The 23,606-nt window shown below is 66.5% G+C and carries 28 protein-coding genes; 18 read left to right on the top strand and 10 right to left on the bottom strand.

The features are described 5' to 3' along the window. Positions 1–6: 6 nt before the first annotated feature. The 4 genes from LIX00_RS21155 (at position 7) to LIX00_RS21140 (ending at position 4,225) form a co-directional block, all read left to right on the top strand. Positions 7–1,167, top strand: a complete 1,161-nt coding sequence (locus LIX00_RS21155) for an ABC transporter substrate-binding protein (RefSeq protein WP_227357022.1) — start codon at positions 7–9, stop codon at positions 1,165–1,167. A 306-nt stretch (positions 1,168–1,473) separates the two neighbouring features. Continuing rightward, on the top strand, positions 1,474–2,571 hold the full coding sequence (locus tag LIX00_RS21150) for a FecCD family ABC transporter permease (protein ID WP_227357021.1): 1,098 nt from the start codon (positions 1,474–1,476) through the stop codon (positions 2,569–2,571). After that, the gene (locus LIX00_RS21145) at positions 2,571–3,365 is read left to right on the top strand and encodes an NAD(P)/FAD-dependent oxidoreductase (RefSeq protein WP_227357020.1); all 795 of its coding nucleotides are present in this window, start codon (positions 2,571–2,573) and stop codon (positions 3,363–3,365) included. The genes LIX00_RS21150 and LIX00_RS21145 overlap by 1 nt, the downstream gene beginning before the upstream one ends. Beyond that, a complete protein-coding gene (locus LIX00_RS21140; protein ID WP_227357019.1) occupies positions 3,362–4,225 on the top strand; it encodes an ABC transporter ATP-binding protein in 864 nt (287 codons plus the stop codon). Before LIX00_RS21145 ends, LIX00_RS21140 begins: the two co-directional genes overlap by 4 nt. Before the next feature lie 12 nt (positions 4,226–4,237). Here LIX00_RS21140 and LIX00_RS21135 read toward each other — a convergent pair whose 3' ends face one another. After that, positions 4,238–4,552 (bottom strand): DUF7979 domain-containing protein, encoded by a 315-nt coding sequence (locus LIX00_RS21135; protein WP_227357018.1) that lies wholly within the window; start codon positions 4,550–4,552, stop codon positions 4,238–4,240. A 142-nt stretch (positions 4,553–4,694) separates the two neighbouring features. Here LIX00_RS21135 and LIX00_RS21130 point away from each other — a divergent pair, with 142 nt between their 5' ends. Both LIX00_RS21130 and LIX00_RS21125 read left to right on the top strand, forming a co-directional pair. Continuing rightward, positions 4,695–5,894, top strand: a complete 1,200-nt coding sequence (locus LIX00_RS21130) for an OFA family MFS transporter (protein WP_227357017.1) — start codon at positions 4,695–4,697, stop codon at positions 5,892–5,894. A gap of 307 nt (positions 5,895–6,201) precedes the next feature. Further along, entirely contained in the window at positions 6,202–6,726 is a 525-nt protein-coding gene (locus LIX00_RS21125) for a lamin tail domain-containing protein (protein WP_227357016.1), read from the top strand. An 82-nt stretch (positions 6,727–6,808) separates the two neighbouring features. Here the strand turns inward: LIX00_RS21125 and LIX00_RS21120 are convergent, their stop codons facing one another. Continuing rightward, positions 6,809–7,921, bottom strand: a complete 1,113-nt coding sequence (locus LIX00_RS21120) for a M24 family metallopeptidase (protein ID WP_227357015.1) — start codon at positions 7,919–7,921, stop codon at positions 6,809–6,811. A 148-nt stretch (positions 7,922–8,069) separates the two neighbouring features. Here LIX00_RS21120 and LIX00_RS21115 point away from each other — a divergent pair, with 148 nt between their 5' ends. The 5 genes from LIX00_RS21115 to LIX00_RS21095 all read left to right on the top strand — a co-directional run bounded on the left by LIX00_RS21115 (position 8,070) and on the right by LIX00_RS21095 (position 14,380). Beyond that, positions 8,070–9,422: an AI-2E family transporter gene (locus tag LIX00_RS21115; RefSeq protein ID WP_227357014.1), complete on the top strand. Its 1,353-nt coding sequence runs from the start codon at positions 8,070–8,072 to the stop codon at positions 9,420–9,422. Between the two features lie 26 nt (positions 9,423–9,448). Beyond that, a complete protein-coding gene (pdhA, locus tag LIX00_RS21110) occupies positions 9,449–10,510 on the top strand; it encodes a pyruvate dehydrogenase (acetyl-transferring) E1 component subunit alpha (RefSeq protein ID WP_227357013.1) in 1,062 nt (353 codons plus the stop codon). Continuing rightward, positions 10,500–11,468, top strand: a complete 969-nt coding sequence (locus LIX00_RS21105) for an alpha-ketoacid dehydrogenase subunit beta (protein ID WP_227357012.1) — start codon at positions 10,500–10,502, stop codon at positions 11,466–11,468. Before pdhA ends, LIX00_RS21105 begins: the two co-directional genes overlap by 11 nt. A 133-nt stretch (positions 11,469–11,601) precedes the next feature. Then, positions 11,602–12,294: a DUF7504 family protein gene (locus LIX00_RS21100; RefSeq protein ID WP_227357011.1), complete on the top strand. Its 693-nt coding sequence runs from the start codon at positions 11,602–11,604 to the stop codon at positions 12,292–12,294. 1 nt (position 12,295) lies between these two features. Further along, positions 12,296–14,380: a caspase family protein gene (locus LIX00_RS21095; RefSeq protein WP_227357010.1), complete on the top strand. Its 2,085-nt coding sequence runs from the start codon at positions 12,296–12,298 to the stop codon at positions 14,378–14,380. On the opposite strand, the gene LIX00_RS26395 is transcribed toward LIX00_RS21095, so the two are convergent. Both LIX00_RS26395 and LIX00_RS21090 read right to left on the bottom strand, forming a co-directional pair. Then, positions 14,381–14,515: a DUF7503 family protein gene (locus LIX00_RS26395; protein WP_438267114.1), complete on the bottom strand. Its 135-nt coding sequence runs from the start codon at positions 14,513–14,515 to the stop codon at positions 14,381–14,383. It abuts the gene before it with no gap. A gap of 125 nt (positions 14,516–14,640) precedes the next feature. Further along, positions 14,641–14,919 carry a hypothetical protein gene (locus tag LIX00_RS21090; RefSeq protein ID WP_227357009.1) on the bottom strand — a complete coding sequence of 93 codons (279 nt, stop codon included), beginning with the start codon at positions 14,917–14,919 and terminating at the stop codon, positions 14,641–14,643. Positions 14,920–14,948: 29 nt separating this feature from the next. On the opposite strand from LIX00_RS21090, the gene LIX00_RS21085 reads away from it, so the two are divergent. Next, positions 14,949–15,230 carry a WNWW family protein gene (locus LIX00_RS21085; RefSeq protein ID WP_227357008.1) on the top strand — a complete coding sequence of 94 codons (282 nt, stop codon included), beginning with the start codon at positions 14,949–14,951 and terminating at the stop codon, positions 15,228–15,230. A gap of 31 nt (positions 15,231–15,261) precedes the next feature. Here LIX00_RS21085 and LIX00_RS21080 read toward each other — a convergent pair whose 3' ends face one another. From LIX00_RS21080 to LIX00_RS21075, 3 genes are all read right to left on the bottom strand, one after another. Then, complete coding sequence (locus LIX00_RS21080; protein ID WP_227357007.1) at positions 15,262–15,999, bottom strand: CPBP family intramembrane glutamic endopeptidase; 738 nt, start codon at positions 15,997–15,999, stop codon at positions 15,262–15,264. Next, on the bottom strand, positions 15,996–16,124 hold the full coding sequence (locus tag LIX00_RS26020; protein WP_255679371.1) for a hypothetical protein: 129 nt from the start codon (positions 16,122–16,124) through the stop codon (positions 15,996–15,998). The genes LIX00_RS21080 and LIX00_RS26020 overlap by 4 nt, the downstream gene beginning before the upstream one ends. A 128-nt stretch (positions 16,125–16,252) precedes the next feature. Next, the gene (locus LIX00_RS21075; RefSeq protein WP_227357006.1) at positions 16,253–16,933 is read right to left on the bottom strand and encodes an MBL fold metallo-hydrolase; all 681 of its coding nucleotides are present in this window, start codon (positions 16,931–16,933) and stop codon (positions 16,253–16,255) included. A 95-nt stretch (positions 16,934–17,028) separates the two neighbouring features. Here LIX00_RS21075 and LIX00_RS21070 point away from each other — a divergent pair, with 95 nt between their 5' ends. Continuing rightward, positions 17,029–17,472 (top strand): hypothetical protein, encoded by a 444-nt coding sequence (locus LIX00_RS21070; protein ID WP_227357005.1) that lies wholly within the window; start codon positions 17,029–17,031, stop codon positions 17,470–17,472. Here LIX00_RS21070 and LIX00_RS21065 read toward each other — a convergent pair. Continuing rightward, the gene (locus LIX00_RS21065) at positions 17,469–18,578 is read right to left on the bottom strand and encodes a PQQ-dependent sugar dehydrogenase (protein ID WP_227357004.1); all 1,110 of its coding nucleotides are present in this window, start codon (positions 18,576–18,578) and stop codon (positions 17,469–17,471) included. The two genes, LIX00_RS21070 and LIX00_RS21065, sit on opposite strands and share 4 nt — an antisense overlap. 83 nt (positions 18,579–18,661) lie before the next feature. Then, on the bottom strand, positions 18,662–19,090 hold the full coding sequence (locus LIX00_RS21060) for a DUF7988 family protein (protein ID WP_227357003.1): 429 nt from the start codon (positions 19,088–19,090) through the stop codon (positions 18,662–18,664). A 98-nt stretch (positions 19,091–19,188) separates the two neighbouring features. Here LIX00_RS21060 and LIX00_RS21055 point away from each other — a divergent pair, with 98 nt between their 5' ends. The 4 genes from LIX00_RS21055 (at position 19,189) to LIX00_RS21040 (ending at position 21,171) form a co-directional block, all read left to right on the top strand. Next, a complete protein-coding gene (locus tag LIX00_RS21055; RefSeq protein WP_227357002.1) occupies positions 19,189–19,923 on the top strand; it encodes a sporulation protein in 735 nt (244 codons plus the stop codon). Between the two features lie 102 nt (positions 19,924–20,025). Then, positions 20,026–20,373: a thioredoxin family protein gene (locus LIX00_RS21050; RefSeq protein ID WP_227357001.1), complete on the top strand. Its 348-nt coding sequence runs from the start codon at positions 20,026–20,028 to the stop codon at positions 20,371–20,373. 105 nt (positions 20,374–20,478) lie between these two features. Continuing rightward, a complete protein-coding gene (locus LIX00_RS21045; protein WP_227357000.1) occupies positions 20,479–20,730 on the top strand; it encodes a Sec-independent protein translocase subunit TatA/TatB in 252 nt (83 codons plus the stop codon). 150 nt (positions 20,731–20,880) lie between these two features. After that, positions 20,881–21,171, top strand: coding sequence for a hypothetical protein (locus tag LIX00_RS21040; RefSeq protein WP_227356999.1), 291 nt, complete (start codon positions 20,881–20,883; stop codon positions 21,169–21,171). Between the two features lie 28 nt (positions 21,172–21,199). Here the strand turns inward: LIX00_RS21040 and LIX00_RS21035 are convergent, their stop codons facing one another. Further along, positions 21,200–22,867: a gamma-glutamyltransferase family protein gene (locus tag LIX00_RS21035; RefSeq protein ID WP_227356998.1), complete on the bottom strand. Its 1,668-nt coding sequence runs from the start codon at positions 22,865–22,867 to the stop codon at positions 21,200–21,202. A gap of 87 nt (positions 22,868–22,954) precedes the next feature. Here LIX00_RS21035 and LIX00_RS21030 point away from each other — a divergent pair, with 87 nt between their 5' ends. Next, positions 22,955–23,605 carry a DUF1028 domain-containing protein gene (locus LIX00_RS21030; RefSeq protein WP_227356997.1) on the top strand — a complete coding sequence of 217 codons (651 nt, stop codon included), beginning with the start codon at positions 22,955–22,957 and terminating at the stop codon, positions 23,603–23,605. The last annotated feature ends 1 nt before the right edge of the window (position 23,606 follow it).

Raw genomic sequence — 23,606 nt, 5'->3', positions numbered from 1 at the left:
GTGAACATGGTCGCAGACGAGTCGAAAACCGTCACCCGACGGCGCTTGCTCACGGGGTGCGGCGTCGCGGGTGCGTCGCTGCTCGCCGGCTGTACCGGCGGGACCGGCGGATCGAAACCGAACACCGACGGAACCGAGACGAGCGAAACCGGCGGTACGACCTCCCAATCTGGGTCGTACTCGGTGTCGATGGAGCCGGTCGGGAAGGTCGAGTTCGAGTCCGTGCCGAAGAAGTGGGTCGCCAACAACGGCAGTTGGGCCGACATGGGCGTCGCGCTCGGCGTCGAACCGCCCAAAGCGGTGTGGCTGACGAGCCGGTACCACACGCAGTACTACGACGAGATTCCGGGCGTCTCGGTCGACGCCGGCAAGATGACCGACCTCTATCAGGACGGCGTCAGCAAGGAGTTGTTCTACGAACTGGGCGCGGACGTGCACGTCATCGACCCGAACTTCCTGATGAACCGGTTCAAGGGGTGGAATCAGTCCGACGTCGACGAAGTCGGCAATCGAGTCGGCCCCTTCTTCGGGAACAGCATCTTCTCGCGGGGGTACAAGTGGCACGAGAACTACCGCTACTACTCCCTCTACGAGGCGTTCGGAAAGTTGGCGAAGGTTTTCAAGCGCACCGACCGGTACGAAGCGTTCGACTCGCTGCACGGGGAGTTCCAGTCGAAGCTGAAGTCTATCGTCCCTTCGAAAAAGCAGGAGCGTCCGGAGGTGGCCATCCTGTGGGCGAGCGGGAACCAGCCGGAATCCTTCTCGCCGTACCTCATCTCGAAGGGAACGAGCTTCAAGCAGTGGCGCGACCTGAAGGTCCGCGACGCGCTCGCCAACACGTCGGTTCGGGACTTCCACGCCAATCGCGGGAAGGTCGACTTCGAGACCCTGCTCGAAATCGACCCGGACGTGCTCCTGCTTCGCGGGCACGAACAGCAGACGAGAAAGGAGTTCCGGAACACCGTCGTCTCGTTCATGGAGAACCACACCGTCGGGAGTAAACTCACGGCGGTGAAGAACGGCGACGTGTACCGCGGCGGTCCGCTCTACCAGGGCCCCATCACGAACCTCGTCGTCACCGAGCGCGCGGCGAAGCAGGTGTACGGCGTCTCGAAGTCGCTGTTCGACCGCAAGCGCGTCGGCGACATCGTAAAGGGCAACTTCTGACCGACGACGGTCGTCGGCGACCGGCGAATCGACTCTCGAACGGCGCGGGCACGGTAGGCATCTCGCCCGCGTCGGTAGCGGTCCTCCGACGGTTCACCGCCGAGCGCCGCCGATATCGGTTCGGAGGTCTCGGCGGCGAAACGAACCGGCGTTTCCCTTCGACGGCGCGCGAGGCGGAGGTATCCAGAATCCGGTGGCAAAACCAAAGCTCTTATTCAGAGTTAGGGCGACCTAAAACCCGAAGGGTCGTAACGCGAAGTCGAATCGACGCTCCGGCGTCGGATTCGAAGCGACGACACGAGACACATGATGGAGGATTTCGAGACGGGAATCAGGAAGACGTTCGACGGGTCGCTCGCGGCGCTCGTACTCGCGAGTACTTGTATCGTCGTTCTCGGCGCGTTGGTGCAGGTCAGCTTCGGAGCGTACTCCACGACGCTCGCGCAAGCGTGGAACGCGGTGTTCGACCCAAAGGTCGTCACGAATCCCGAGGTGCTGTCGGCGCTCCTGTTCGGGAACGAACTGCCCGAGAACGTCACCCTGAGCGACGAGACCACGATCATCTGGAGCATCCGGCTCCCCCGCGTCTTCGTCGCCGTACTCGTCGGCGCGAACCTCGCCATCTCGGGGGCCATCTTCCAGGCCGTGACGCGAAACGAACTGGCGAGTCCGTACATCCTCGGCGTGAGCCACGGGGCCGGCCTCGCGGTGTTGCTCACCCTCGTCGTCTTCAGCGGACTGTCGCTCTTCCTGCCGCTGTTCGCCGCGTTGGGGGGCATCGCCGCGTTTCTGGTCGTCTACGCCATCGCGTGGAAGGGCGGGACGAGTCCGATTCGGCTCGTGCTGGCGGGCTTCATCGTCGGCACCATCTGTTACTCGTTCCAGCGTGGACTGTTCTTCTTCGCGCAGGACATCGGCGTCGTGCAGACCGCCCTCGCGTGGACGACCGGATCGCTCACCGGGGTCGGGTGGGAACAGGTGCGAATCGTACTCATCCCGACGCTGTTCGTCGTCCCGGTCGGCCTGCTGGCGTCGCGCCAGTTGAACCTCCTCCTCCTCGGCGAGCGAACCGCCCGCTCGCTCGGGATGTCGGTGGAACGCGTCCGGTTCGCCCTCTCGGCGCTGGCCATCCTCGCCGCGAGCGCCGCCATCTCGGTCGCCGGAATCGTCAGTTTCGTCGGCCTCATCGTCCCGCACATCGTCCGGAACGTCGTCGGAAGCGACTACCGGAAGGTCGTGCTCGGCTGTCTGTTCGTCGGTCCCGCGCTGGTGGTCGGCGCGGACGTGGGCGCGCGACTCGCGCTGAGTCCGGTGCAGGTTCCGGTCGGAATCGTGACGGGACTCCTCGGCGGTCCGTACTTCCTCTATCTCATGCGAAAGCGAAAGAAACTGGGTGAACTCTGATGACGGAGCGAACGACGAAGCGGGACGTGGTAATCGTCGGCGGAGGGGCGTCCGGGCTCTCCGCCGCGATATTCGTCGCGCGGTACGACCTCGACGCGCTGGTGTTCGACGGGGGGTGCGCTGCGCTCCGCCAGTGCGCGCACCTCGAAAACTTCCTCGGCTTCCCCGGCGGCGTCCCCCCGGAGACGTTCCTCGCGCTCGGTCGCGAACAGGCCGAACTGGCCGGGTGCGAGATAGTCGAGGATTCGGTCGTCGACGTGGCGCGAACCGACGACGGTTTCAGGGTCGAGACGCGCGACGGGCGGGAGGTCGAAACGAGGCGGCTCGTGGCCGCCTCCGTCTACGACGACGAGTACCTGTCGGGATTCGAAGGCGAGTTGGACGCGGGCCGTGACGGTCGCACCGCGGTCGACGGCCTGTACGTCACGGGCTGGCTCGCGGACGAGGCGGAGCACCAGGCCATCGTGAACGCCGGCGACGGCGCGCGGGCGGCGCTGGCGCTCGTCCGCGACGTTCGCCGGGAAGAGGAGGGGCTCTGGGAGGAGATCGCCGACTACTACTACGACTGGACGGTTCCGGAAGGTCGGTACGGCGGCGCGGCGTTCGAGGACGGCATCGCCGAACTCGTCGCGGACAGCGCCCCCTCGGACGCGACGGCGGCGGACGAACGGCGGATGCGCGAGCGACTCCGGCGCGAACACCTCGCGCTGGAGATAGACGACGCGGAACGGGAGCGGCGCGCGGAGCGCGGGCGACGCCTCGTTCACAAACACGTGGAGGAGACAGAACCATGACGGAACGAATCTCGGACGGCGGAATCGTCGTCGAACGCGACGCGGAAGGACGGGAACGAAAGGAACGGGAGGTGGACTCCAGCGAACTGCTCGGGAAGGAGCTCGAAATCGGCTACCCCGACACCGACGAACCGGTCGTCGAGTGCGAGTCCATCGTCGTCCCGGCGGGCGAGATAACCGCCCTCGTCGGGCCGAACGGGAGCGGAAAGAGCACCCTGCTCAAGGCGCTCTCCCGGGAACTCGACCCCGAGAACGGGACGGTTCGACTCGACGGAGAGGACGTGCAGACGCTCGGAACGAAGGCCCTCGCGCGGAAACTCGGCCTGCTCTCGCAGGAGAACGAGTCGCCCGGGAACCTGACCGTCGAGGAGCTCACCCACCACGGGCGCTACCCGCACCGCGGGTTCTTCGATTCGAGAACCGAGGACGACCACGAGGCGGTCGAGCGCGCCCTCGAACTCGCGGGTGTCTCGCACCTCCGGGACGAGGAGATGGGCAGTCTCAGCGGCGGGCAGCGACAGTTGGCGTGGATAGCGATGGTGCTCGCGCAGGACACCGACGTGCTGTTGCTCGACGAACCGACCACGTACCTCGACCTGCGCCACCAACTCCGCGTGCTGGAGGTCGTCCGGACGCTCGCGCGCGAGCGAGGGCTGACCATCGCCATCGTCCTGCACGACATCGCGCAGGCGGCCCGCTACGCCGACAATCTCGTCGCCCTGCGCGACGGCGAACCCTACGACTGGGGACCGCCGGGCGAGGTCGTGACGGAGGAGCTGCTGGCCGACGTGTTCGGCGTCGAAGCGGCCGTCGGCGTCGGGCCGGAGGGGCCGGTCGTGACCCCGCGACGACCGCTCTGAGCCGGGGAGAACTCAGGCCGGGACGAGTTCGAGGGTGGAGGTGGAATCGCACTCGGCGTTCGGCCCGCGGTCGCCGACGGCGACGACGACTTCGCAGGCCCGACCGTCGTACCGGACGACGGCGTCGTCGAGGTTCTCGAACTCGTCCAGCAGCGCGAGCGAGCCGCAGGTCGTGTACTCGCCCCGCTCGTACGCGATTCGAACCTCTTTCTGCGCCTCGGCGGACAGGTCGCCGTAGGCGACGCCCCGGTGATTTCCGGTCGCCCGACCCAGACGGCCGACGACCGGGAGCGAACCGAACAGGGCGAGGAGGCGACGGCGGCGCATGGTTCCGCGTCTCCGGCCACCGTGAAAACCCTTCGGTAAGTTGAAACGATCGTTTGACCGACGCGGTTCGGAACGGACGGAGTCGGTAATCGTACCCCGCGTTATATTTTCGTCGACGGAGTACACGTCGCAGGCGATACACATGGCTCGAGATCGTCTCCGTTTCTCCCGGTGGACGTTCGTCGCCGTCGTCGTCGTCGCCGTCGGGACGGCGGGGACGTACCAGTACGCGTGGCCGGTCATCCGCGGCCCGCTTAGCGCGCGGTCCGGCGCTTCCGAGACGGCCACCGGGACTATCTTTTCGGTACTGATAGTCGCGCAGACGCTCGCCGCGTTCCCCGGGGGATGGGTACGCGACCGTCGGGGACCGCGAATTCCGCTCCTCGTCGGTAGCGCGCTGCTCCTCGCCGGATTCGTCGGTGCGGCCCTCGCGCCGTCGCTCCCCGCGCTGTACCTCTGGTTCGCCCTCGGCGGTGCCGGCGTCGGAATCGCGTACGATATCGCGGTGAACACGCCCTCGCGGTGGTTCGATAGGCGACGGGGGATGGCGACGGGCGCGGTGAGCATGGCGTTCAGCGGGGTGAGCTTCGTGCTGATTCCGTTCGTGCGGCGGGGGGCCGAATCGGCGTACGTCCCGACGTTGCTGGTGTTGGCCGCGGCGGCGGGCGGCTCATCGCTCGTCGCCGCCGTCGTCCTCAGGGACCCGGAGACCGACGCGCCGAACCGACCGCGGGCGTCCCGGACGGACGGCGCGGTCGATTCCGCTATCACGTGGCGGACGATGATTCGGACGCGTCGGTTCTGGTTTCTCTACGCCGTGTTCGTCGTCGCGAACGGCGTCGGACTCATGCTCATCGAGAAGGTGGTCTCGTACGCGAACCAACTCGGACTCTCGCCGACGGCCGTGACCGCCGCGGCGTCGCTCGTCGCGTTGGGTCAGGCGCTGGGCGTCCTCGCCCTCGGAACCGTCTCCGATCGGTTGGGACGCGAGCGAACGCTGGTCGTCTCGCTGGTGCTCTGCGGAATCTCGCTCGCCGCGACCGTCGTCGCCGGGCGACTCGCGTTCGAATGGGCGTTCGTCGCGTTCGCGGGAATCACGATGTTCTTCCGGAGCCCTTCCTTTTCCATCATGCCGGCGCTCGTCGGCGAGTACTACGGCGAAACGTACTCGTCGGAGAACTACGCGGTGCTCCTCACGGCGAAGCTGTGGGGTGGAATCTTCGGCGGAACCGTGACGAGCGTCCTCGTCCTCGACGTCGGCTGGTCGACGACGTTCCTCGTCGCGGCGGGGCTCGCGCTCGGTGCGGGCGTCGCCGCGCTGTGGGCGCTTCGAACCCGATGAACCGAGTCGTCGCTCCGGCCCGACGACCGCCGCGTTCCCGATTCGAACGCCACGCTCGGGAGTACGGATGCGGCCACCGTTCGACTACCGCTCGTCTCGATCGGACAAGTAACGGATGTATTTCCATTCTGAATAATCTGTTTAATAGCCAGTATTTTATAAATACGAACAGCACTAACGATGGTATCGCTGGATAGCCGGAAACGATAGCTCTCCAGATGCATCAATAAACATGAGACGAACGGGACGCGAAGCGGCAATCGGCGTAGTACTGATACTGGTCGTATCGGCCGTGGGATTCCACCTCGTGAGTGCGCAAGAGGCGAGCAGTGGCTTGACCATCGACGTAAATGCAAAAGGGGAGTACGTCACCATCGAAAACACGGGGAACGAACCCTACGACCTCTCGGGACTGACGCTTTCGTTCGACGACGGTCAGACCGGGTTCACCTTCGGCGACGGGGTGACGCTCGGCGCGGGTGAAAGCGTCACGGTCGGCACTGGCGACCAAACCGAAATCGACGCGGACTACGACGCCGGATACGAGGGTCACCTACTGAACAACGACGATCCGGACACCGTCAAACTTCTCGACGGTGACGCGGTGGTCGCATCGAGCGCGGATGAGAACACCGACGATTCGACTTCGGACGAGAGCGACGACGATTCGACCACCGACTCGGACGGCGACGAATCGAGCAACGAAGACACGTCCGACGACTCCGAAAGCGGTGACGACTCCGACTCGGGTAGCACCGACGATTCCGAAGGTAAATCGAGCGACGGAGACGCGACGGACGACTCGGACGAGAGCGACTCGGACGGCTGCTGACGGCGTTCGTCCGCTCGTACGCTTTTTTACCGAAAACCGTCGTGATAGCGGTGAACGACACCGAACGAAGCGGTAGTCGAACCTACAGCGCCCGCCACGTCCGCGGCGAATCGTTCAGTCGCTCGCGGCCGTCCTCCGTGACGACCACCAGGTCCTCGATTCGAACGCCGAACTCGCCGGGGAGGTAGACGCCGGGTTCGACGCTGAACACCATGCCGGGTTCGAGTTCGCGGTCGTTACCGGAGACGATGTACGGCCCCTCGTGCACGTCCAGCCCGACGCCGTGGCCGGTTCGGTGGATGAACCGCTCGCCGTACCCGTACGATTCGATGACCTCGCGCGCGGCGCGGTCGACCGATTCGGCGGTGACGCCGGGTTCGACCGCCTCGACGCCCGCGCGCTGCGCTTCGAGGACGGCGCGGTGAACCCTGTCGAACTCCTCGGGCGGCGTTCCGGCGAACACGACGGTCCGGGTCTGGTCGCCGGGGTAGCCGTCCACGAACGCGCCGAAGTCGAGGACGACGGGGTCGCCGTAGTCGATTCGCCGATCGCCGTGGCCGTGGTGGGGTTTCGCGCCGTTCGGACCGGAGCCGACGATGGTGTCGAACGCCGGTTCCTCGCCGCCCCCCTCGGCGAGTCGAGTTTCGATCTCCCCTGCCAGTTCGCGCTCGGTCATCCCGACGGCGTCCTCGCCGAGCTCTCGAATCTCGACGCAGACCTCGTCCGCGAGTTCGCCGGCGCGGCGGAGCGCCTCGACCTCCGCTTCGTCCTTCCGCATCCGGAGGGGTTCGAGCGCCTCGCCGGCGAGGCCGAACGTCGCCTCCGGCAGGGCGCGGCGCAGGTCCTGTGTGAACAGCGCCCACATCGTGTCGTCGACCAGCAGGTGTCCGCCGCGGAGGTCGAGGTCGTCGGCGACGGCGGCGACGAGTTCGAGGGGGTCGTCGCCGTCGCTCCACGTGCGCACGTCCGTCACCCGCGATTCGTCGGCTATCTGCTCGCCGTACATATCCGGAACGACGAACACCGGGTCGCCGTCGGCCGGGACGAACAGGAGGAGGTGTCGTTCGCCGGGGTCCTCCCGGAATCCGGAGAGGTAGAGGAGGTTCGTGCTCGGAAACAGGACGAGCGCGTCCGCGTCGACAGCGCGGAGTCGGCGTCGGCACCGTCGGGTTCGTTCCGCGAAGACGTTCGGCATCGGCTGTCACGTCGCGCGGGCGGGGTAAAAATCCCCCTCTCGCGGTCGGGGCGACGGCTCGCCGAGGAGCGGCGAATCGGAGTTCGGTTCCGGGCGACCCCGACGAGTCCGCCCCGAGTGATTTACCTTCGAATCGCGTACGGAGGGTATGGGCGGGGAACTGGGACTGCCGCGGAGTCGGTCGCGTCTCGCGTGGTGGGTCGTCGGAGGCGTCTTGGGTATCGCGGTGCTGTTCGTGCTCTACTCGTTCGTCGGAACGGTCGTGCTCGGCCTGTTCATGTACTACGCGACGCGGCCGGTGTACGAGCGGGCGGCGCGGCGACTCGGCTATCCGAGCGTGGCCGCGGCCGCCGCCCTGCTGGCGGTGGCGCTCCCCGTCGTCGTCCTCGTCGCCTTCGCCGTCGCGGTCAGCGCGTCGGAGGTCGCCGCCATCGCGGGCGAATCGCTGGCGGAGTACGAGGGCGTCCTCCGACCCTACCTCGACCTCTCCTCGCTGCGGTTGCGCCCGGAGCGGGTGTTCGATTTCGTCCGCGAGAACCGGGACGAGTGGGTTCGCCTCGGCGGCCCGGAGCTGCTCGGTCGCGTCGTGAACGTGGCGAGCGCGTTCGGAAACGCGCTCCTGCAGTTGTTCGTCGCGCTGGCGCTCGCGTTCTACCTCCTCAGAGACGACGATAGGCTCGCCCGGTGGTTCGTCCGCGACATCGCCGACGAGCGGAGCACCGCATACGCCTACGCGGCGGCGGTCGATAGCAACCTCCGCACGGTGTACTTCGGGAGCATCCTGCGGGCGTTCGTCGTCGCGCTCGTCGCCGCCGTGGCGTTCAACGTCGCCGACTTCGTCGCGCCGCCGGGACTCTCCGTCCCCCTCCCGACGCTGCTCGGCCTGCTCACGGGTATCGCCAGCCTCGTCCCGGTCGTCGGGACGAAACTCGTCTACCTCCCGGTGACGGCGTACCTCGCCGCCCGCGCGCTCGGCCGGGGGGTCGCCTTGCTCTGGTTTCCGCTCGCGGTCGTCCTCGTCTTGGCGGTCGTCGTCGACCGCGTGACCGAAGTCGCCGTTCGACCGTACCTGGGCGACCGCCAACTGCACGTCGGACTGATGCTGTTCGCGTACATCTTCGGGCCGCTGTTGTTCGGCTGGTACGGCATCTTCCTCGGCCCGCTGTTGCTCGTCCTGCTCGTCCAGTTCGGCCGCGTCGTCCTCCCGAAACTGATGCGGGGCGAGCCGATTTCGACGCCTTCCGGACGGGGGGAGGCGTCCGGGACGGACGACGGAACGGAGGAAGCACCCGGCGCCGTCGAATCGGACGAACCGGCCGAAAGGGGGAGCGGAGGAGTCGGAAGCGGAGGGACCGGGGGGGAGGACGGGACGGAAGACGCCGGCGTCGGAGCGGGAGACGAGGGCGAGAAGGGAGAAGACGGGAAGAACGGCGACGGTGCCGATTTGATTCCCCCGACCGAGGGAGAGGGCAACGAGGGCGGAGGCGACAGTTCGACCTAAGTGGGAGGCCGTCGTACGACGGTGTCATGCCGCGAAATCGGGTCGCGGAGTTCGAGGTCGATTTCGTCCAAGCGCTAGACGCGGAGGGGACGGTCGATACGGATTTCGTGCCAGACGTCGGCGACGACCGGCTTCGGGAGATGTACCGACAGATGAAGCGCGCGCGGCGACTGGACGAGCGAGCCATCGCCCTCCAGCGTCGCGGGGAAATCGGAACGTACGCGCCGGGCATCGGGCAGGAGGGAACGCAGGTGGCGAGCGCCGTCGCGCTCGCCGAGCGGGACTGGCTGGTCCCCTCGTTCCGCGAGCAGGCCGCGTTTCTCGCGAGGGGGATACCTCCCGAGGCGATTCTCAGGTACGCGATGGGGATGGAAGAGGGGGCGGAGATTCCGGAGGGACACCGCGAACTGCCGCCGTCGATTCCGGTCGGGAGCCAGGCGCTCCACGCCGCGGGAATCGGCTGGGGGGAGACGATTCGCGGGGAGGACGCCGTCGCGCTCACGTTCTTCGGCGACGGGGCGACGAGCGAGGGAGACGTGTACGAGGCGACGAACGTCGCGGGCGCGCTCGACGCGCAGGTCGTCTTCGTCTGCCAGAACAACCAGTACGCCATCTCGACGCCGCGGACGAAACAGACCCGCGCCGAGACGCTGGCGCAGAAGGCAATAGCCGCGGGTATCGAAGGCGTGCAGGTCGACGGGAACGACGCGTTGGGGGTCTACTCGGTCGTCGCCGACGCCGTCGAGAGCGCGCGGCGCGGCGACCCCGTCTTCGTGGAGGCGATGACCTACCGGCGGTCGATGCACACGACGGCGGACGACCCGTCCATCTACCGGACCGAGGACGAGGAACGCGAGTGGGAGACGTTCGACCCCATCCTGCGCTTCGAGCGGTACCTCGAAAGCGAGGGCGTCCTCTCCGAGGACGACGTCGAGGAAATCGACGCCGAAATCGAGGAGGAACTCGCCGACGCCATCGAGGCGGTGCGTGAGGCGACCGTGGAGTACGCCGACATGTTCGAGTTCGTCTTCGCGGAGACGCCGCCGACCATCCAGCGACAGCGGGAGGCGTTCGAGCGTGGCGAGTGAACTGCGCCTCGTGGAGGCGATTCGGACGACCCTGCGCGAGGAGATGGAGCGCGACGAGACGATGATCGTCTACGGCGAGGACGTCGGCGTCGACGGCGGCGTCTTCCGGGCGACGCAGGACCTCATCGACGAGTTCCCCGAGCGGGTACACGACTTTCCGCTGGCCGAGTCGGCGATCATCGGAACGGGCGTCGGACTCGCGGCGGCGGGGATGAACCCGGTACCCGAGATACAGTTTCAGAGTTTCATCTACCAGGGGTTTCACCAGTTACAGCAGCACGCCGCGCGGATTCGCAGTCGCACCCGCGGCCGGTACAACTGCCAGATGACGGTTCGGACGCCCTACGGCGGCGGCATTCGGGCGCTCGAACACCACTCCGAGAGCTTCGAGGCGGGGTTCGCGCACGTACCCGGTCTCAAGGTGGTCGTTCCGTCGACCCCGGCGGACGCGAAGGGACTGTTGACGGCCTCGATACGAGACCCCGACCCCGTCGTGTTCTTCGAACCGACTCGGCTCTACCGCGCGATGCGCGAGTCGGTTCCCGACGGCGACCACGTCGTGCCCCTCGGCGAGGCGGAGGTCGTGCGGTCGGGCGACGACGTGACCCTCGTCGCGTGGGGGTCGATGCGCCGGGCGGCGCTGGACGCGGCGGCGCGGACGGACGCGAGCGTCGAAGTCGTCGACCCCCGAACCGTCTCGCCGCTCGATTCGGACACCATCGTCGCGTCGGTGCGGAAGACGGGGCGCTGCGTCGTGGTCCACGAAGCGCCGCGAACGCTGGGCGTCGGGGCCGAAATCGTCGCCCGAATCAACGACGAGGCGTTCTACTACCTCGAATCGCCGGTCCAGCGCGTAACGGGATACGACGTACCGTACCCCTTCTTCGCCCGGGAAGGCGCGTATCTCCCGGACGCCGAGCGAATCGAGAGGGGTATCGAACGAGCGCTCACGGGGTGATTCGCCGCGTCGGCGGAGTCGTCCGACGCGGCGGAGAGACCCGGTCCCCGGCGCGCCGGGACCGCGAACGCCTATTTCGACGAAAGTAGTAGTAGTAAGAACTTTATCATTATTGCTCTAATTACCAGTAAGGATGTCATTCGCGCGGGCTCAGAATCGAAGCGACGGGGTACGAGACCTCGACGCCGCGTTACGGAAGTTAAAACGACAGGGCTGTACCCTGTTGGTAACGGGAGAGGTGCCGGAACACGTCACGGCGAAGGCGACGAAGCGGTTGCTCGGAGACCCGAATCGCGGCCGCAAGCGTCTGCTCGCGTTCACCGACGCCACGTCGGAACACATCGACGATTGCCTGCCGCCGGGGGTTGAGCGGAACGCCCCGGACGTGTGGATAATCGACCCGCGCGGAATCGACCGAGCGATACCGTCGACCGCGGACGACGTCGAACTCCCGAAGGCCGACGAGGGGAGCGAACTCAACCGCCTCAGACAGGAACTCGTGCAAGCGGTGGGCTACTTCGACGACGTCGCGGGGGGACTCGACCCCGCCGAACTCAGGATTAGCATCGACTCGCTGGAGTACCTGCTGGAATCGAACGACCTCTCCCCGACGGAGCGGTTCCTCCGGACGATCGCCGCGCTCGTCCGCGGGGTTCGCGGCATGGGACACGTCCACCTACCGTTGCCGGACGATTCGGCGGCGGTCCAGGAGCTAGCGCCGCTGTTCGACGCGAGAATCGAACTGCGAAAGCGCGATACGCTGGCCGCGGAACAGAGATGGCACGTTCCGCAACACGACATCACGACCATCTGGACCAAGCTATAGCATGCACCCACAGGTCATCGCTCACCCCGACCGGGCCGGTCTGCTGATAACGGACCCGATAGAGAACGCCCGGTTCGCGCTGTACACCGACGACGACGTGACGCCCCGGGAAACGGAGCCCGAGGAGTTCTACTTTCCGGTGGACGCGGCCGTCACCGTCGAGACGAGCGGCGTGGAGATTCCGAAGTTGGGGAACGTCTTCGTTCGGACGCAGACGGGGACGTTCGTCACGGACAACGCGGCGCGCACGGACACCCACCTCGCGCCGGACGCGTACCTGCTCGAACTGACGACGGCTCCGATGAAGCTGTACCTGGCCATCGAGAGCGCGCTCACCATCGAACACGGCGAACAGGCCGTGATGCTGTCGTTCGACGACACCGTCGCCGTGCGAGTCGGCACGCGGTCGTTCCACGAACGCCCGGCGGGCACCATCCGGACGACCGAGGACGTGCGCGACGTGATGCGCGCGGTGTCGCTGTTCGGGTCGGCGCTGAAGACGACGAGCTCCGAGCGGTCGTTCCCCACCCTCCGCGGCCACCCCCCGCTCGTGGAACTGGACGACGAGTTCGATGCGCCGGACGGACTCGTCCGACCCGACACCGGGGTCGAACTGGTGCTCCCGCCGGAGCGAGAGTACGTCTACCCCGCCGCGCCGCTCGCGTACTACCTCGGGGCTGAACTCGTTCCCGGCGGGTCGCCGCGCCTCGTCGCGGACGGGTTCGAGTACGACCTCGACGGACCGGACGGGTACGAGACGACGGTTCACAGGGCGCTCCAACAGTCCTTCTTCTTCGACTGCCTGACCCGGACGGAAGGGTACTATCAGGTGGACCTGCACGAGCGTCGGCAGGTCGAACCGTTGGTGGACGTGGACTTCGGCGAGTTGTACGACGCGTCGCTTCCGGCGCGACTCGAAACCTACCTCTCGGTACCGTTCGAGACGATTCGGAGCCACGTTCCGGAGTGGAACCTGACGACCGACGTGACGCCGATTCCCGAGCACTGTAACGTCCTCCCGTTCGTCGCCAACGACCTCGCGCTCGTGCGCTGCCCGCCGAACCCCGCGGAGATGAACGTCGTACCGACGCTCGAAGCCCAAAAGGAGTTCTTCCGCGACGCTCACGCCGCGGACGACGACTTCGTTCGGAGCGCGGGCGAACAGGAGGTGGTGGAGAACATCTTCAAGCCCGACCCGACGGAGACGGTCGAACACGCGTGGGTCGGCGACGGATATCCCCTCGGCGCGAACAAGGTCACGGCGGCCTCCCAGCGCAGGCGACTGGAGCGCGAACCCGCCCAGAAGGAGCACATCGAGATTCACGTCGTCTGCAACGACGAGGCGATGCAGGAGGAGGGCGCGGTGGTCGAGCACTACGGCCTGCGCGACCTGCTCCAGTTCGACGTGAACCTCCACTACGACCTCACGACCGACGAACTGCGGGAACTGCTCGCCGCACCCTCGGACTTCCTGCACTACATCGGCCACGTCGATATCAACGGGATGCGCTGCTCCGACGGCTACCTCGACGCCCGGACGCTCTCCGACGTGCGGGTGAAAGCCTTCCTCCTGAACGCCTGTCGCTCCTACGAGCAGGGCGAGGCGCTGGTCGACGCCGGAAGCTTCGGCGGCGTCGTCACGCTCTCGGAGGTGGCGAACCGAATCGCGACGAAGGTCGGGAAACCGCTCGCTCGGCTGTTGAACTGCGGATTCCCGCTTCGAGTCGCGCTCTCGATAGCCCAGGACCAGGTGTCGACCGGCTACCGGTACATTACGGTCGGAGACGGTGGGATGATGCTAGTGCAGAACGAAAGTGGTTCAGTAACGTATCCTCGTGTCGAACAGATCGAGGAAGGATACTTTTCGATTACAATTCGAACGCATCCGCTTCCCCACTTTGGCCTTGGATCGTTGCTGGCGACGCACATCACGGAGGATAATACGAGATACTTGACGTCAGGAGAGATCGGCACCTTCGAAGTCACTACATCCGAGTTACAAGATTACTTTTCGCTCGAAACGATACCAGTCGAGTTTAGAGAAGAGCTTCGCTGGAGTGATGAATTGCTTACGGGAAATATATAATTAAGGACCCTGGCAAGTTTCGGCGACGTTAGCAGCGACACTACCGACCTGCGCCATGAGCAGCGCGACCGCGAAGAAGAAGCCGATTAGTTTCGGATGCCGTTCCAACTGGACTGCGATTCGGTTTCGGTTCATGGTCCACGTACTATTATTTTGCTAATGAAATTCTAATTAACTAAATTATTCATACATGTGAACGTTATCGAAAGTGTATAAACGACAGTGAAAAATAATTTATTATAGAGAATTAAACCCGGGTGTCAGTACTGTTCTCGCTCGATATCCTCAAGATGGCGCTGGATTCGGTCGAATTTCGACACGTCCACGAAGGCGTATTCTGCGCCGCCGAAGAACGAATCGGGGACTTCCGAGTCGGTGAGGAGCAGGTCGGGGTCGGCGTCGACGTGGTTCATCTTCTCGAAGGGGATGACGCGCGCGAGCGGCGGGTCATCGTTAAGGCAGACGACGGCGTGTTCTTGTACGAGCACGGCGTCGTACTCCTGTGCTTCGTACTCGTCCACGGCGAAGACGGTCGGCATGGGTGGTTCGACGGGGAGCACGGTATTAAATGGACGCGACCGAACTCGACCGACGATTGCGCGAGGCGTTCGACGCGCCGGACGGCGAGCGCCGGGTGGTCGTCCGGCAGGCGCGCGACCTCGCCGATTCCGGTCGGTACCGCGCCGACGCGGGCGTCGAACTGTCCGCGGAGGCGGTCGTGTCGCACCTGCGCGACGCGCCGGACGACCACCTCCTTCCCGAGAAGTGGAACTGGTGGATGGGCTCGCTCGAAGTCGCCTACGGCGGATACGCGGAGTTTCAGGTTCGACGGTGGAAGCGAAGCGAGTAGCGCCGCGGCGGTACCGATAGAATCGGGTCCCTCACGACGGAAGCTGACCGGTCACCATCAGGTAGGCCAGTCCGAACTGGAGGGCGTTGAACGCGCCGTGGATGAGCGCCGGGACGACGAGGTTTCGAGTGTACTCGTAGGCCGCGCCGAGGATCGGCGAGAGGATGACGAGGATGCCGAGGTAGACGAGTTTTCCCGCGCCCTGGAGGGAGAAGACGTGGACGACCGCGAAGATGAGGCTCGCCAGCGCGATGGCGGGCCAGCGCCCGAACGACTCGCGGAGTCGCTCCTGCACGACGCCCCTGTAGAGCAGTTCCTCGCCCGGTCCGATGAGCAGGAACGAGAGCGGAATCAGGAGCAAGAAGACCCGCGGGTCCTGTTCGCCGAGTCTCGTGAGTTCGTTCTGCGCGGACTGGATTCCGAAGGTGGCGAGCACTATCGACACCGCGATGAGACCGCCGTAGAAGACGACGAACCCGCCGACGACCCAGCCGATATCGGGAAGCGTCGGGACGCGCATCTTGACGAAGTCGAGACCTCGTCCGGTGTACCGGAGGTACGCCAGCGCGAACAGGCCGAACGCGACGCCCTGCCCCATCACCACCGAGACGGCGACGAGGAGCGAGGGCTGGTCGAGGACGGGAACGCCGACCGCGACGAGCGCGAGCGCGGCGATCAGGACGACCACGGCGGCGAACGCGTACCCGCCGAACCCCAGCGTTATCGCGGCGAACACCGCACGGGAGCGGCGATTCCAGAGCGCCGTCACCGCTCGACCCCCCGAAACCGCGCGACGGTGTCGAATCGGTCGTCCCGATTCGATTCGAGCGGTCGTTCGACGGCGGCACTTCCCGACGCGCCGGTCGCTCCGGTGGCGAAATATCGTATCCCCATTCCACTTCGTGTCGTGATTCGACCCACGGGATAGTGATTATTGTGTAGGCGTATTGTCTCTTTCGGGCGAAATCCGAGGGTGAGGCGAGCGAAAGAAACGGTTGCTAGCGTGACGTGACCGAAGCTCGTCACACCCGGCTCGCGAGCGCCGAGAGCGCCTCCGAGCCTCCGGCGCGAATCGGCGTTCCGTGACCCATGCAGAGCACCTCGACGGAGGGAACCGAGCGAGCGAATCGTCGGATGCTCCGTCGAATCTCGCGCGTGTCGTACGAATCCCACCACTTCGGCGGCGTCAGCGCGCCGCCGCGTTCCCAGGCGAGGTCGCCGAGGAGGCCGACGCCGAGGTCGTCGTGGACGTACGCCGTGTGGCCCGGATTGTGCCCGGGGGTGTGGTAGGCCGTGAATCCGCCGACCCGCGCACCGTCTTCGAGCGGGCGCACGTCGAGGTGGGCGGGAATCGGCACGAGCGCGCGAGAGAGGCGATGGAACGCCCCCTTGTGGTGGAACAGCGGCGGGTCGTACGCGCCGGAGAGGAGGGCCGCGTCGCGCTCGCCGACGAAGACGGGCGCGTCGAGGTCCGGGAGGTCCCCGAGACCGCCGACGTGGTCTACGTCGTAGTGGGTGACGAGCGCGCGGTCGACGGCCCCCGGGCCGTACCCGGCGTCCCGAAGTTCGCGGCGCAGTCCCCGACGAGGCAGGCCCGCATCTACGAGGGTCACCTCGCCGTCGTCCACCAGAAAGGCGTTCGCTCCGACGACGGGAACCGAGAGTTCGAGCAACCAGACTCCCTCCGCGAGTTCCTGTGCCACGAGCGCGATACGCCGAGCAACGGCTTAAGGGTGGGAGTCGAAGCGGGGAGCGGAGAGCCGAAACATCTTCCCGCGTCACGCACCGAACGCGGAGTATGCGTCTCGAAGCGGTCGGCGCGGGCGTGCTGATACAACTCCTCGCGGTGCTCGTCGGTGCGACCATCCCGCTTCCCCGAAGCGTTCGAGTGACCGCGGCGCTGGCGCTCCTGATGACGGGGCTGGCGGGAGGGTACACCGCCGGGTGGTTCGCGGGCGGCGACTGGCGCGACGGCCTCCTCCACGGCCTGTTGGCGAGCGCGGTCGGCGGCGGCGTGTTCGCGGTCGTCCTCCGCCACACCATGACGACGCCCGGAAGCGAAGTCGGCGCGTTCTGGGGGCTGAACTACTTAATCGCGACGAGCGGCATCCCGTCGGAACTGGCCGCGACGTACGACGCCCAACTCGCCGTCGTGCTCCCCGCGCTGGCGGGGCTCCTGTTCGCGCTGGAGGGCGCGCTGGCGGGCGGGGCGGCGGGAACCGTCGGCGTCGAACCGCCTTAAGGCGTCCACCGGAGTATCCTGTCGTCGGCGTTCGCCGGCGTTCCCCGCCCGTCCCGGTTGCTCGTGACGAAGTAGAGCCCATCGGAACCGTCGACGACGCTCCGGACGCGCCCGAACTCGCCCTCGAACAGCCGTTCGTCGGACTCGACGGTTCGGCCGTCGGGCCCGAACTCGACCCGGTGGAGGTGTTCGCCCGCGAGCGCTCCGAAGTAGAACGCGCCGTCGTGGAACGCCGCGCTCGCGGGCGCGATGGTCGGCGTGTACGTCGCGAGGGGGTCGGTGAACGACGGGTCGTCGCTCTCCCCGGTCGCGACCGGCCATCCGTAGTTGTTCCCGGCTTCGAGGACGTTTATCTCGTCGTCCTCGTCGGGGCCGTGTTCCGTGCTGTACAGCGCACCCGTGGCGGGGTGGAACGCGAGGCCTTCCGGATTCCGATGGCCGTAGCTGAACACCGGCCCGCGGCAGTCGGGAACCGACCCGTCCGCTTCGAGTCGCAGAATCGACCCGTGGAGCGTCTCGGGATTCTGCGCCTTCTCGGGCTCGTCTGCGTCGCCGACCGAGGCGTAGAGGTCGCCGTCCGGGCCGAACGCGAGACGACCGCCCGTGTGTCGCTCCGCGCCGGGGATGCCGTCGAAGACGACGGCCTCGCGCTCCAACTCGCCGCCGGAGAGGCGGTATCGGAGGATGCGCTGTACGATTCCGTCGTCCTCGTAGGTCTGGAAGAGGTACAGGAACGGCGCGGCCGGGAACTCCGGATGGAGCGCGAGGCCGAGCAGACCGCCCTCGCCGACGGCGTGCGTATCGTCGATTTCGGCGAGCAGCTCGACCCCGTCGGAGCCGAGGCGGTTGACGCGCCCCGGACGCTCCGTGAAGTAGAGCGTTCCGTCGGAGGAAACGTCGGTACCCCACGGCACTTCGAGATTTGCGGCGACCGTTTCGACCTGCGATTCGCGCGCCGAGGTCCGATTTCGCGGGGCGTTCGGACGCGACGCGTCGGAGAGCGGTTCGGAGCGAGCGTCCTCGGAGGCGGTGTCTCCGCCGGCGACGCCGACCGAGAGGAGCGCACCCGCGCTCGCGAGAACCCGTCGTCTAGTACTCGGTGCCATGGAACGACGATACCGTCACCCGCGCATTAAATTTCTGGCCGAGGTATTTGATTTTTGTACGGATGGTCGTCGGTCGTTACAATTTATTTCGTCTCCGAGAAGTCGACCGAAACCGCGTCGCGGGGGTCGTCCGGCCCGCGCACGTAGCGCGTCTCCCCCTCGCGAATCACGTCGAACGCGCGGAGCAAGACGACCAGGCGACCCGTCGAGACGGTCGCGCGGAGCATCGGCCCGCGACCGGTCACGACGACGTACGGCGGGGCGGGAACCGGCGTCGCCCGCATCGAGAATCCGGCGGCGGACACCGCTCCCGAGAGAACGTCCGGAAGACGGGCCATCGCGCCCGCGTCGCGCAGTCGACGCGAAAAGGGTTCGACGACCGCTTCGCGGTCGGTCGCGGCGTCGGCGCGCCACGTTCCGGCGACCTGGTCGGCGCACCGGAGAACCGAGGCGACGGTCTCCTCGTGCGCGTCGAGGACGTGCTCGCGGGCGGCGGATTCGGGGGCGATCATCCGCCACAACGCGCGCGGCCGGGATACAAAATCGTGTCGAACGATAGCGCGACGCGGTGGGAAAACTTATGTCGCAAATGAACGAAATGACCGTCGAGATGAAACGAATTCTCTCCCGCGTCGGAATCGGTGCCGCCCGCGTCGACACCATCCTCCCGAAGACCACGCTGACCGCCGGCGAGTCGGTCGAAGCCGAGGTTCACGTCGAGGGCGGCTCGACCGAACAGGAAGTGGACGCCATCTACTTCGCGCTGCTGACTCGGTACGAGACGGACGACAGCACCAGGACGGGCGTCATTGACAAGTTCCAGGTCGCGGAGCCGTTCACCATCGGCCCCGACGAGGAGAAGACGTTCCCCATCACCGTCGACGTCCCCATCGACGCGCCCGTCACGGTCGGGCGCACGAACGTTTGGCTCGAAACCGGTCTCGACATCGACTGGGCGGTCGACCCCGACGATAAGGATCCGGTGCAGGTCGACCCCGGGCCGCGGCTCGCCTCCCTCTTCGACGCCCTCGACTCGCTCGGGTTCACGCTCCGAACCGCCAAGTGCGAGGCGGCACCCGGCGGCCTGTTCTCCGGCCAGCGGTTCGTTCAGGAGATGGAGTTCGTTCCGCGCTCCGGTCCGTTCTCCGGAAAGCTGGACGAACTCGAAATCGTCCCCAGCGAGTCGGAAGACCGACTCGACGTAAACCTCGAAGTTGATCGTCGCGGAGGTCTCCTCTCCGAGATGGCCGACTTGGACGAGCGGATGACCCGGCTCTCGTTCGCGAACGAGGGGAAGAGCGAGATGGCGGAGAAGCTACGGGCTGAAATCGAACGACACGCCTGAACGGCCGCGATAACCCCGGATCGGTTCCGTTTCTTCGGTCGAACGACCCGTCCGCCGGACGAAAGCGAACCTCCCAAATGCGTCGAAGACCGACGCCGAAGCGTGAGCGACCGCTTCGAGAAGCCGCTTCGAGTCGAGGACGGCGACGAACTCGACCGCGTCGTCGCGGAACGCGACCTCGTGTTGGTCGATTGCTACACGAAGGGCTGTGCGCTCTGTCGGGCCATCGAACCGGTGGTCGGCAACGTGGCGCGCGCGACCGAGGCCACGGTCGCGATGGTGAACCCCGGCGACGACCTCTCGCTCGTGGAGCGGTACGACATCCGAAGCGTCCCGACCCTCCTGCTGTTCGAGGACGGCGAACTCGTCGGGCGGATGGCCGACGGCTTCCGGGGAACCGAGGCGGTGGTCCGGTTCGTGGAACGCCGCGGCGAAACCCGGGACGTCTGAATCGGCGCGACGGACCGCCGAACGCAGCGGCCGGGGCGATGATGTGTCAATCAGTGTCACGGAGCAAAAAGCCTATAAATAACCACCTATGATGATTTACCACAGATGGTAGTTGAAATGATACCGCTGTTCGGGCCGCTTCCCGGTGGGATGGAGCTCGCGGTGATTCTGCTCATCGCGGTGCTCCTCTTCGGTGCAAACAAGATTCCGAAACTCGCGCGCTCGACCGGCGAGGCCATGGGCGAGTTCAAGAAAGGACGGCAGGAAGTCGAAAGCGAACTCCGCGAGATGCAGGAGTCCGGGTCGTCCGCGGAGACCGAAAGCGACGCGGCGGTCGAAGCCGACGCGGAAGTCTAAGCGAGTTTCGGGAATTCGGGGGGTACCCGGCCCGACTTCGGTTTTTCCACCAGTTCGACGATGAGACGGAGTCTCGGCGTTTCGCCGTCCGAGAGACCGCCTCCTTCGCCGACCACAACGGAAAAGTCACTCTCTCGCAAACGAAACACCATGTCGGACGACACGACAGTCGCGGAACGCGAGTCGGAGAACGGTAGTTCGGGGTCGGGACTTCGAACGCTCGTACTGATGGGGTTCTCGTTCGTCGCCGGCTACTTCGCCGGGCGGCGTCGCGGGAGCCAACCCGACCTGCACGAGGAACTCGAAGACCTCGGACGCGCCGACGAGGGGCCGATGGAGATCGAGATCGACGACGCGAGGGGGAGCGAAGCGGGGGAGCCGGAGACGGAACCCGAAGAGGACGAAGAGAACGAAGCGGGCGACGAGACCGAAGAAGACTGAAACGAACCCTAGCCGGGTAGTCGGCGGTTCAGTACCCGACGGCCGTCCCGTCTTTTCTCGGTTCCGTCGCGCCGGAGAGGACGCCGCCGTCGTTTCTCGCCATCTGAGCGCCGCCGAAGAGCGACGGCGGAAGCACGCGCACGTCGTGACCCTTTCGCGCGAGTTTCGTCGAGAGGTTGCCGTCCATTCGACCTTCGATTCCGAGCGAGCCGTCCTCCCGATAGCGCCACCGCGGACGGTCGAGGGCGGCCTGTAGGGGCATGTCGTAGTCCACGACGTTCGAGACGAGTTGGACGTGACCCTGCGGTTGCATGTATCCGCCCATCACGCCGAAGGCGGCCCAATCGTCCGCGTCGAATCGAGCGAGCGCGGGAATCAGGGTGTGGAACGGGCGCTTTCCGGGTTCGAGGCGGTTCGGGTGGTCGGGGTCGAGCGAGAACGACGCCCCGCGATTCTGGAGGGCGATGCCGGTGTCGCCCGCCACCAGCCCCGACCCGAATCCGGCGAACCGGGAGTTGATGTAGGAGACGACGTTGCCCTCGTCGTCGGCGACGCAGAGCAGGACGGTGTCCGCGTCCTCCGCGTTCGCGTCGGGGACGCCGAAGCTCACGTCGTGGTTCGCCGTCTCGCCGACGCCCGCCGCTCGGTCGCGCGCCCACCCCTCGGACGCGAGCGGCGGAACGTCCTCGAACTCCGGGTCGGTGATGTAGCGGTGACCGTCGTGGAAGGCGAGTTTCATCGCCTCCGCGAAGTAGTGGATGCGCTCCGGCGAGTCGACGGGGTGGTCGCCCGCGCCGAGTTCCTCGGCGATGTTGAGCGCCTCCAGCGCGATGAGACCCTGATTGTTCGGCGGCAGTTCGAAGATTTCGGCCCCGCCGTACGTCGTCGAAACCGGGTCGAGGAACTCGGGTTCGAAGGCCGCGAGGTCGTCCACCGTCATGAAGCCGCCGTGCGACTGCACCTCCTCGGCGATCTGCTCGGCGATGTCGCCCTCGTACACGACGTCGGCCCCTTCCTCAGAAATCTTCCGGAGGCTCTCGCCGAGGCGGGGGAGCGCCATCGACTCGCCGACGCCGGGGGCGCGTCCGTCCTTCAGGTACGCCTCACGGGCGTTGTCGGTCTCGAAGAGGGTTTCCGCTCCCGTCCAGTGGGACGCGATGACCTCCGAAACGGGGTAGCCGTCCGTCGCGTACTCGATAGCCGGCCGCAGCGCGTCGCGAAGCGACAGGCGGCCCAACCGCCGTACCGTGGCTTCCCACCCGCGCGCGGTGCCCGGGACGGTCACGGCGTGGGGGCCGAGAAACGGCATCTCGAAGTCGTCGGTCGCCTCCTCGTCGACCGCGTAGCCCCGATTGCTCGGATACCACTTCGAGGAATCGTCCCGATTCGCCACCGAGGAGCGGACGTTCTCGACGGTCGCCTCGCTCGGCGCGCCGCCGCAACTCCGCATCGCGCCGACCTCGCCGTCCGCGGTGCGGTAGAGCGCGAACACGTCACCGCCGAGTCCGGTGCTCGTCGGTTCGACGACGTTGAGCGCCGCGGCGGTGGCGACGGCGGCGTCGAAGGCGTTGCCGCCTCGTTCGAGGAGCGAGAGGCCCGCTCGCGCCGCGAGCGGTTGACTGGTGGCGACGATCCCGTTCGGCGCGTAGACGGTCGAACGGCGGGAGGTAAAGCGGTCCAGGTCGGGTTTCGGCATACCGTACCGTACTCGGAAACGAACCTAAAACACCCGCCGAATAGTTCCGGTGTGGGGCTTATCGGGGAGCGCTCGAATCCGAAACGCATGACGTTCTCCATCTGCGTCCGCGAGGAGACGGACGAGGGAACCGCGTTCGGAGTGGCGGTCGCCACCGACGCCCCGGCGGTCGGCGCGCTCGCACCCTGCATCAACCACGACGGCGTCATCAGCACGCAGAGCTTCGTCAACGTTCGCCTCGGGAGGCGCGGCGTCGCGCTTCTGTCCGACCTCGCCGTGGACGACGCGCTGGAAGGACTGCTCGAACAGGACGACCACAGCGACCTCAGACAGGTTCACGGACTCGACGCGCGGGGGAACGCCTACGCGTTCTCCGGCGACGGCTGCGACGGTTGGTTCGGCCACCGGGTTCACGAGGAGCGCGGCGTCACGGTCGCGGGGAACATGCTGGTCGGCGAGGAGACGTTGGACGCGCTGGTCGAAGCGTTCGCGGAGAGCGAAGGCGACCTCGTCTCCCGACTCGTCGAGACGCTCGCGGCAGGAAAGGAGGCCGGCGGCGACAAGCGCGGTCACACCTCGGCGGCGGTGCGGGTGAAAGCGCCGAAGGCGACCGCCTATCACGACTTACGAGTCGACGCCCACGACGAACCGATAGCCGAGCTTCGTCGGGTCTACGAGACCGCGGAGGAGGCCAGTAGCGGGTTCAGCGAGGAATCGAAGGAGCGAATTTTCGACTAGG

The organism is Haladaptatus salinisoli, from assembly GCF_020614375.1.
GTDB lineage: Archaea > Halobacteriota > Halobacteria > Halobacteriales > Haladaptataceae > Haladaptatus > Haladaptatus salinisoli.
The sequence above is the reverse complement of the archived record's forward strand: the minus strand, read 5'-3'. Positions and strand labels throughout refer to the sequence as shown.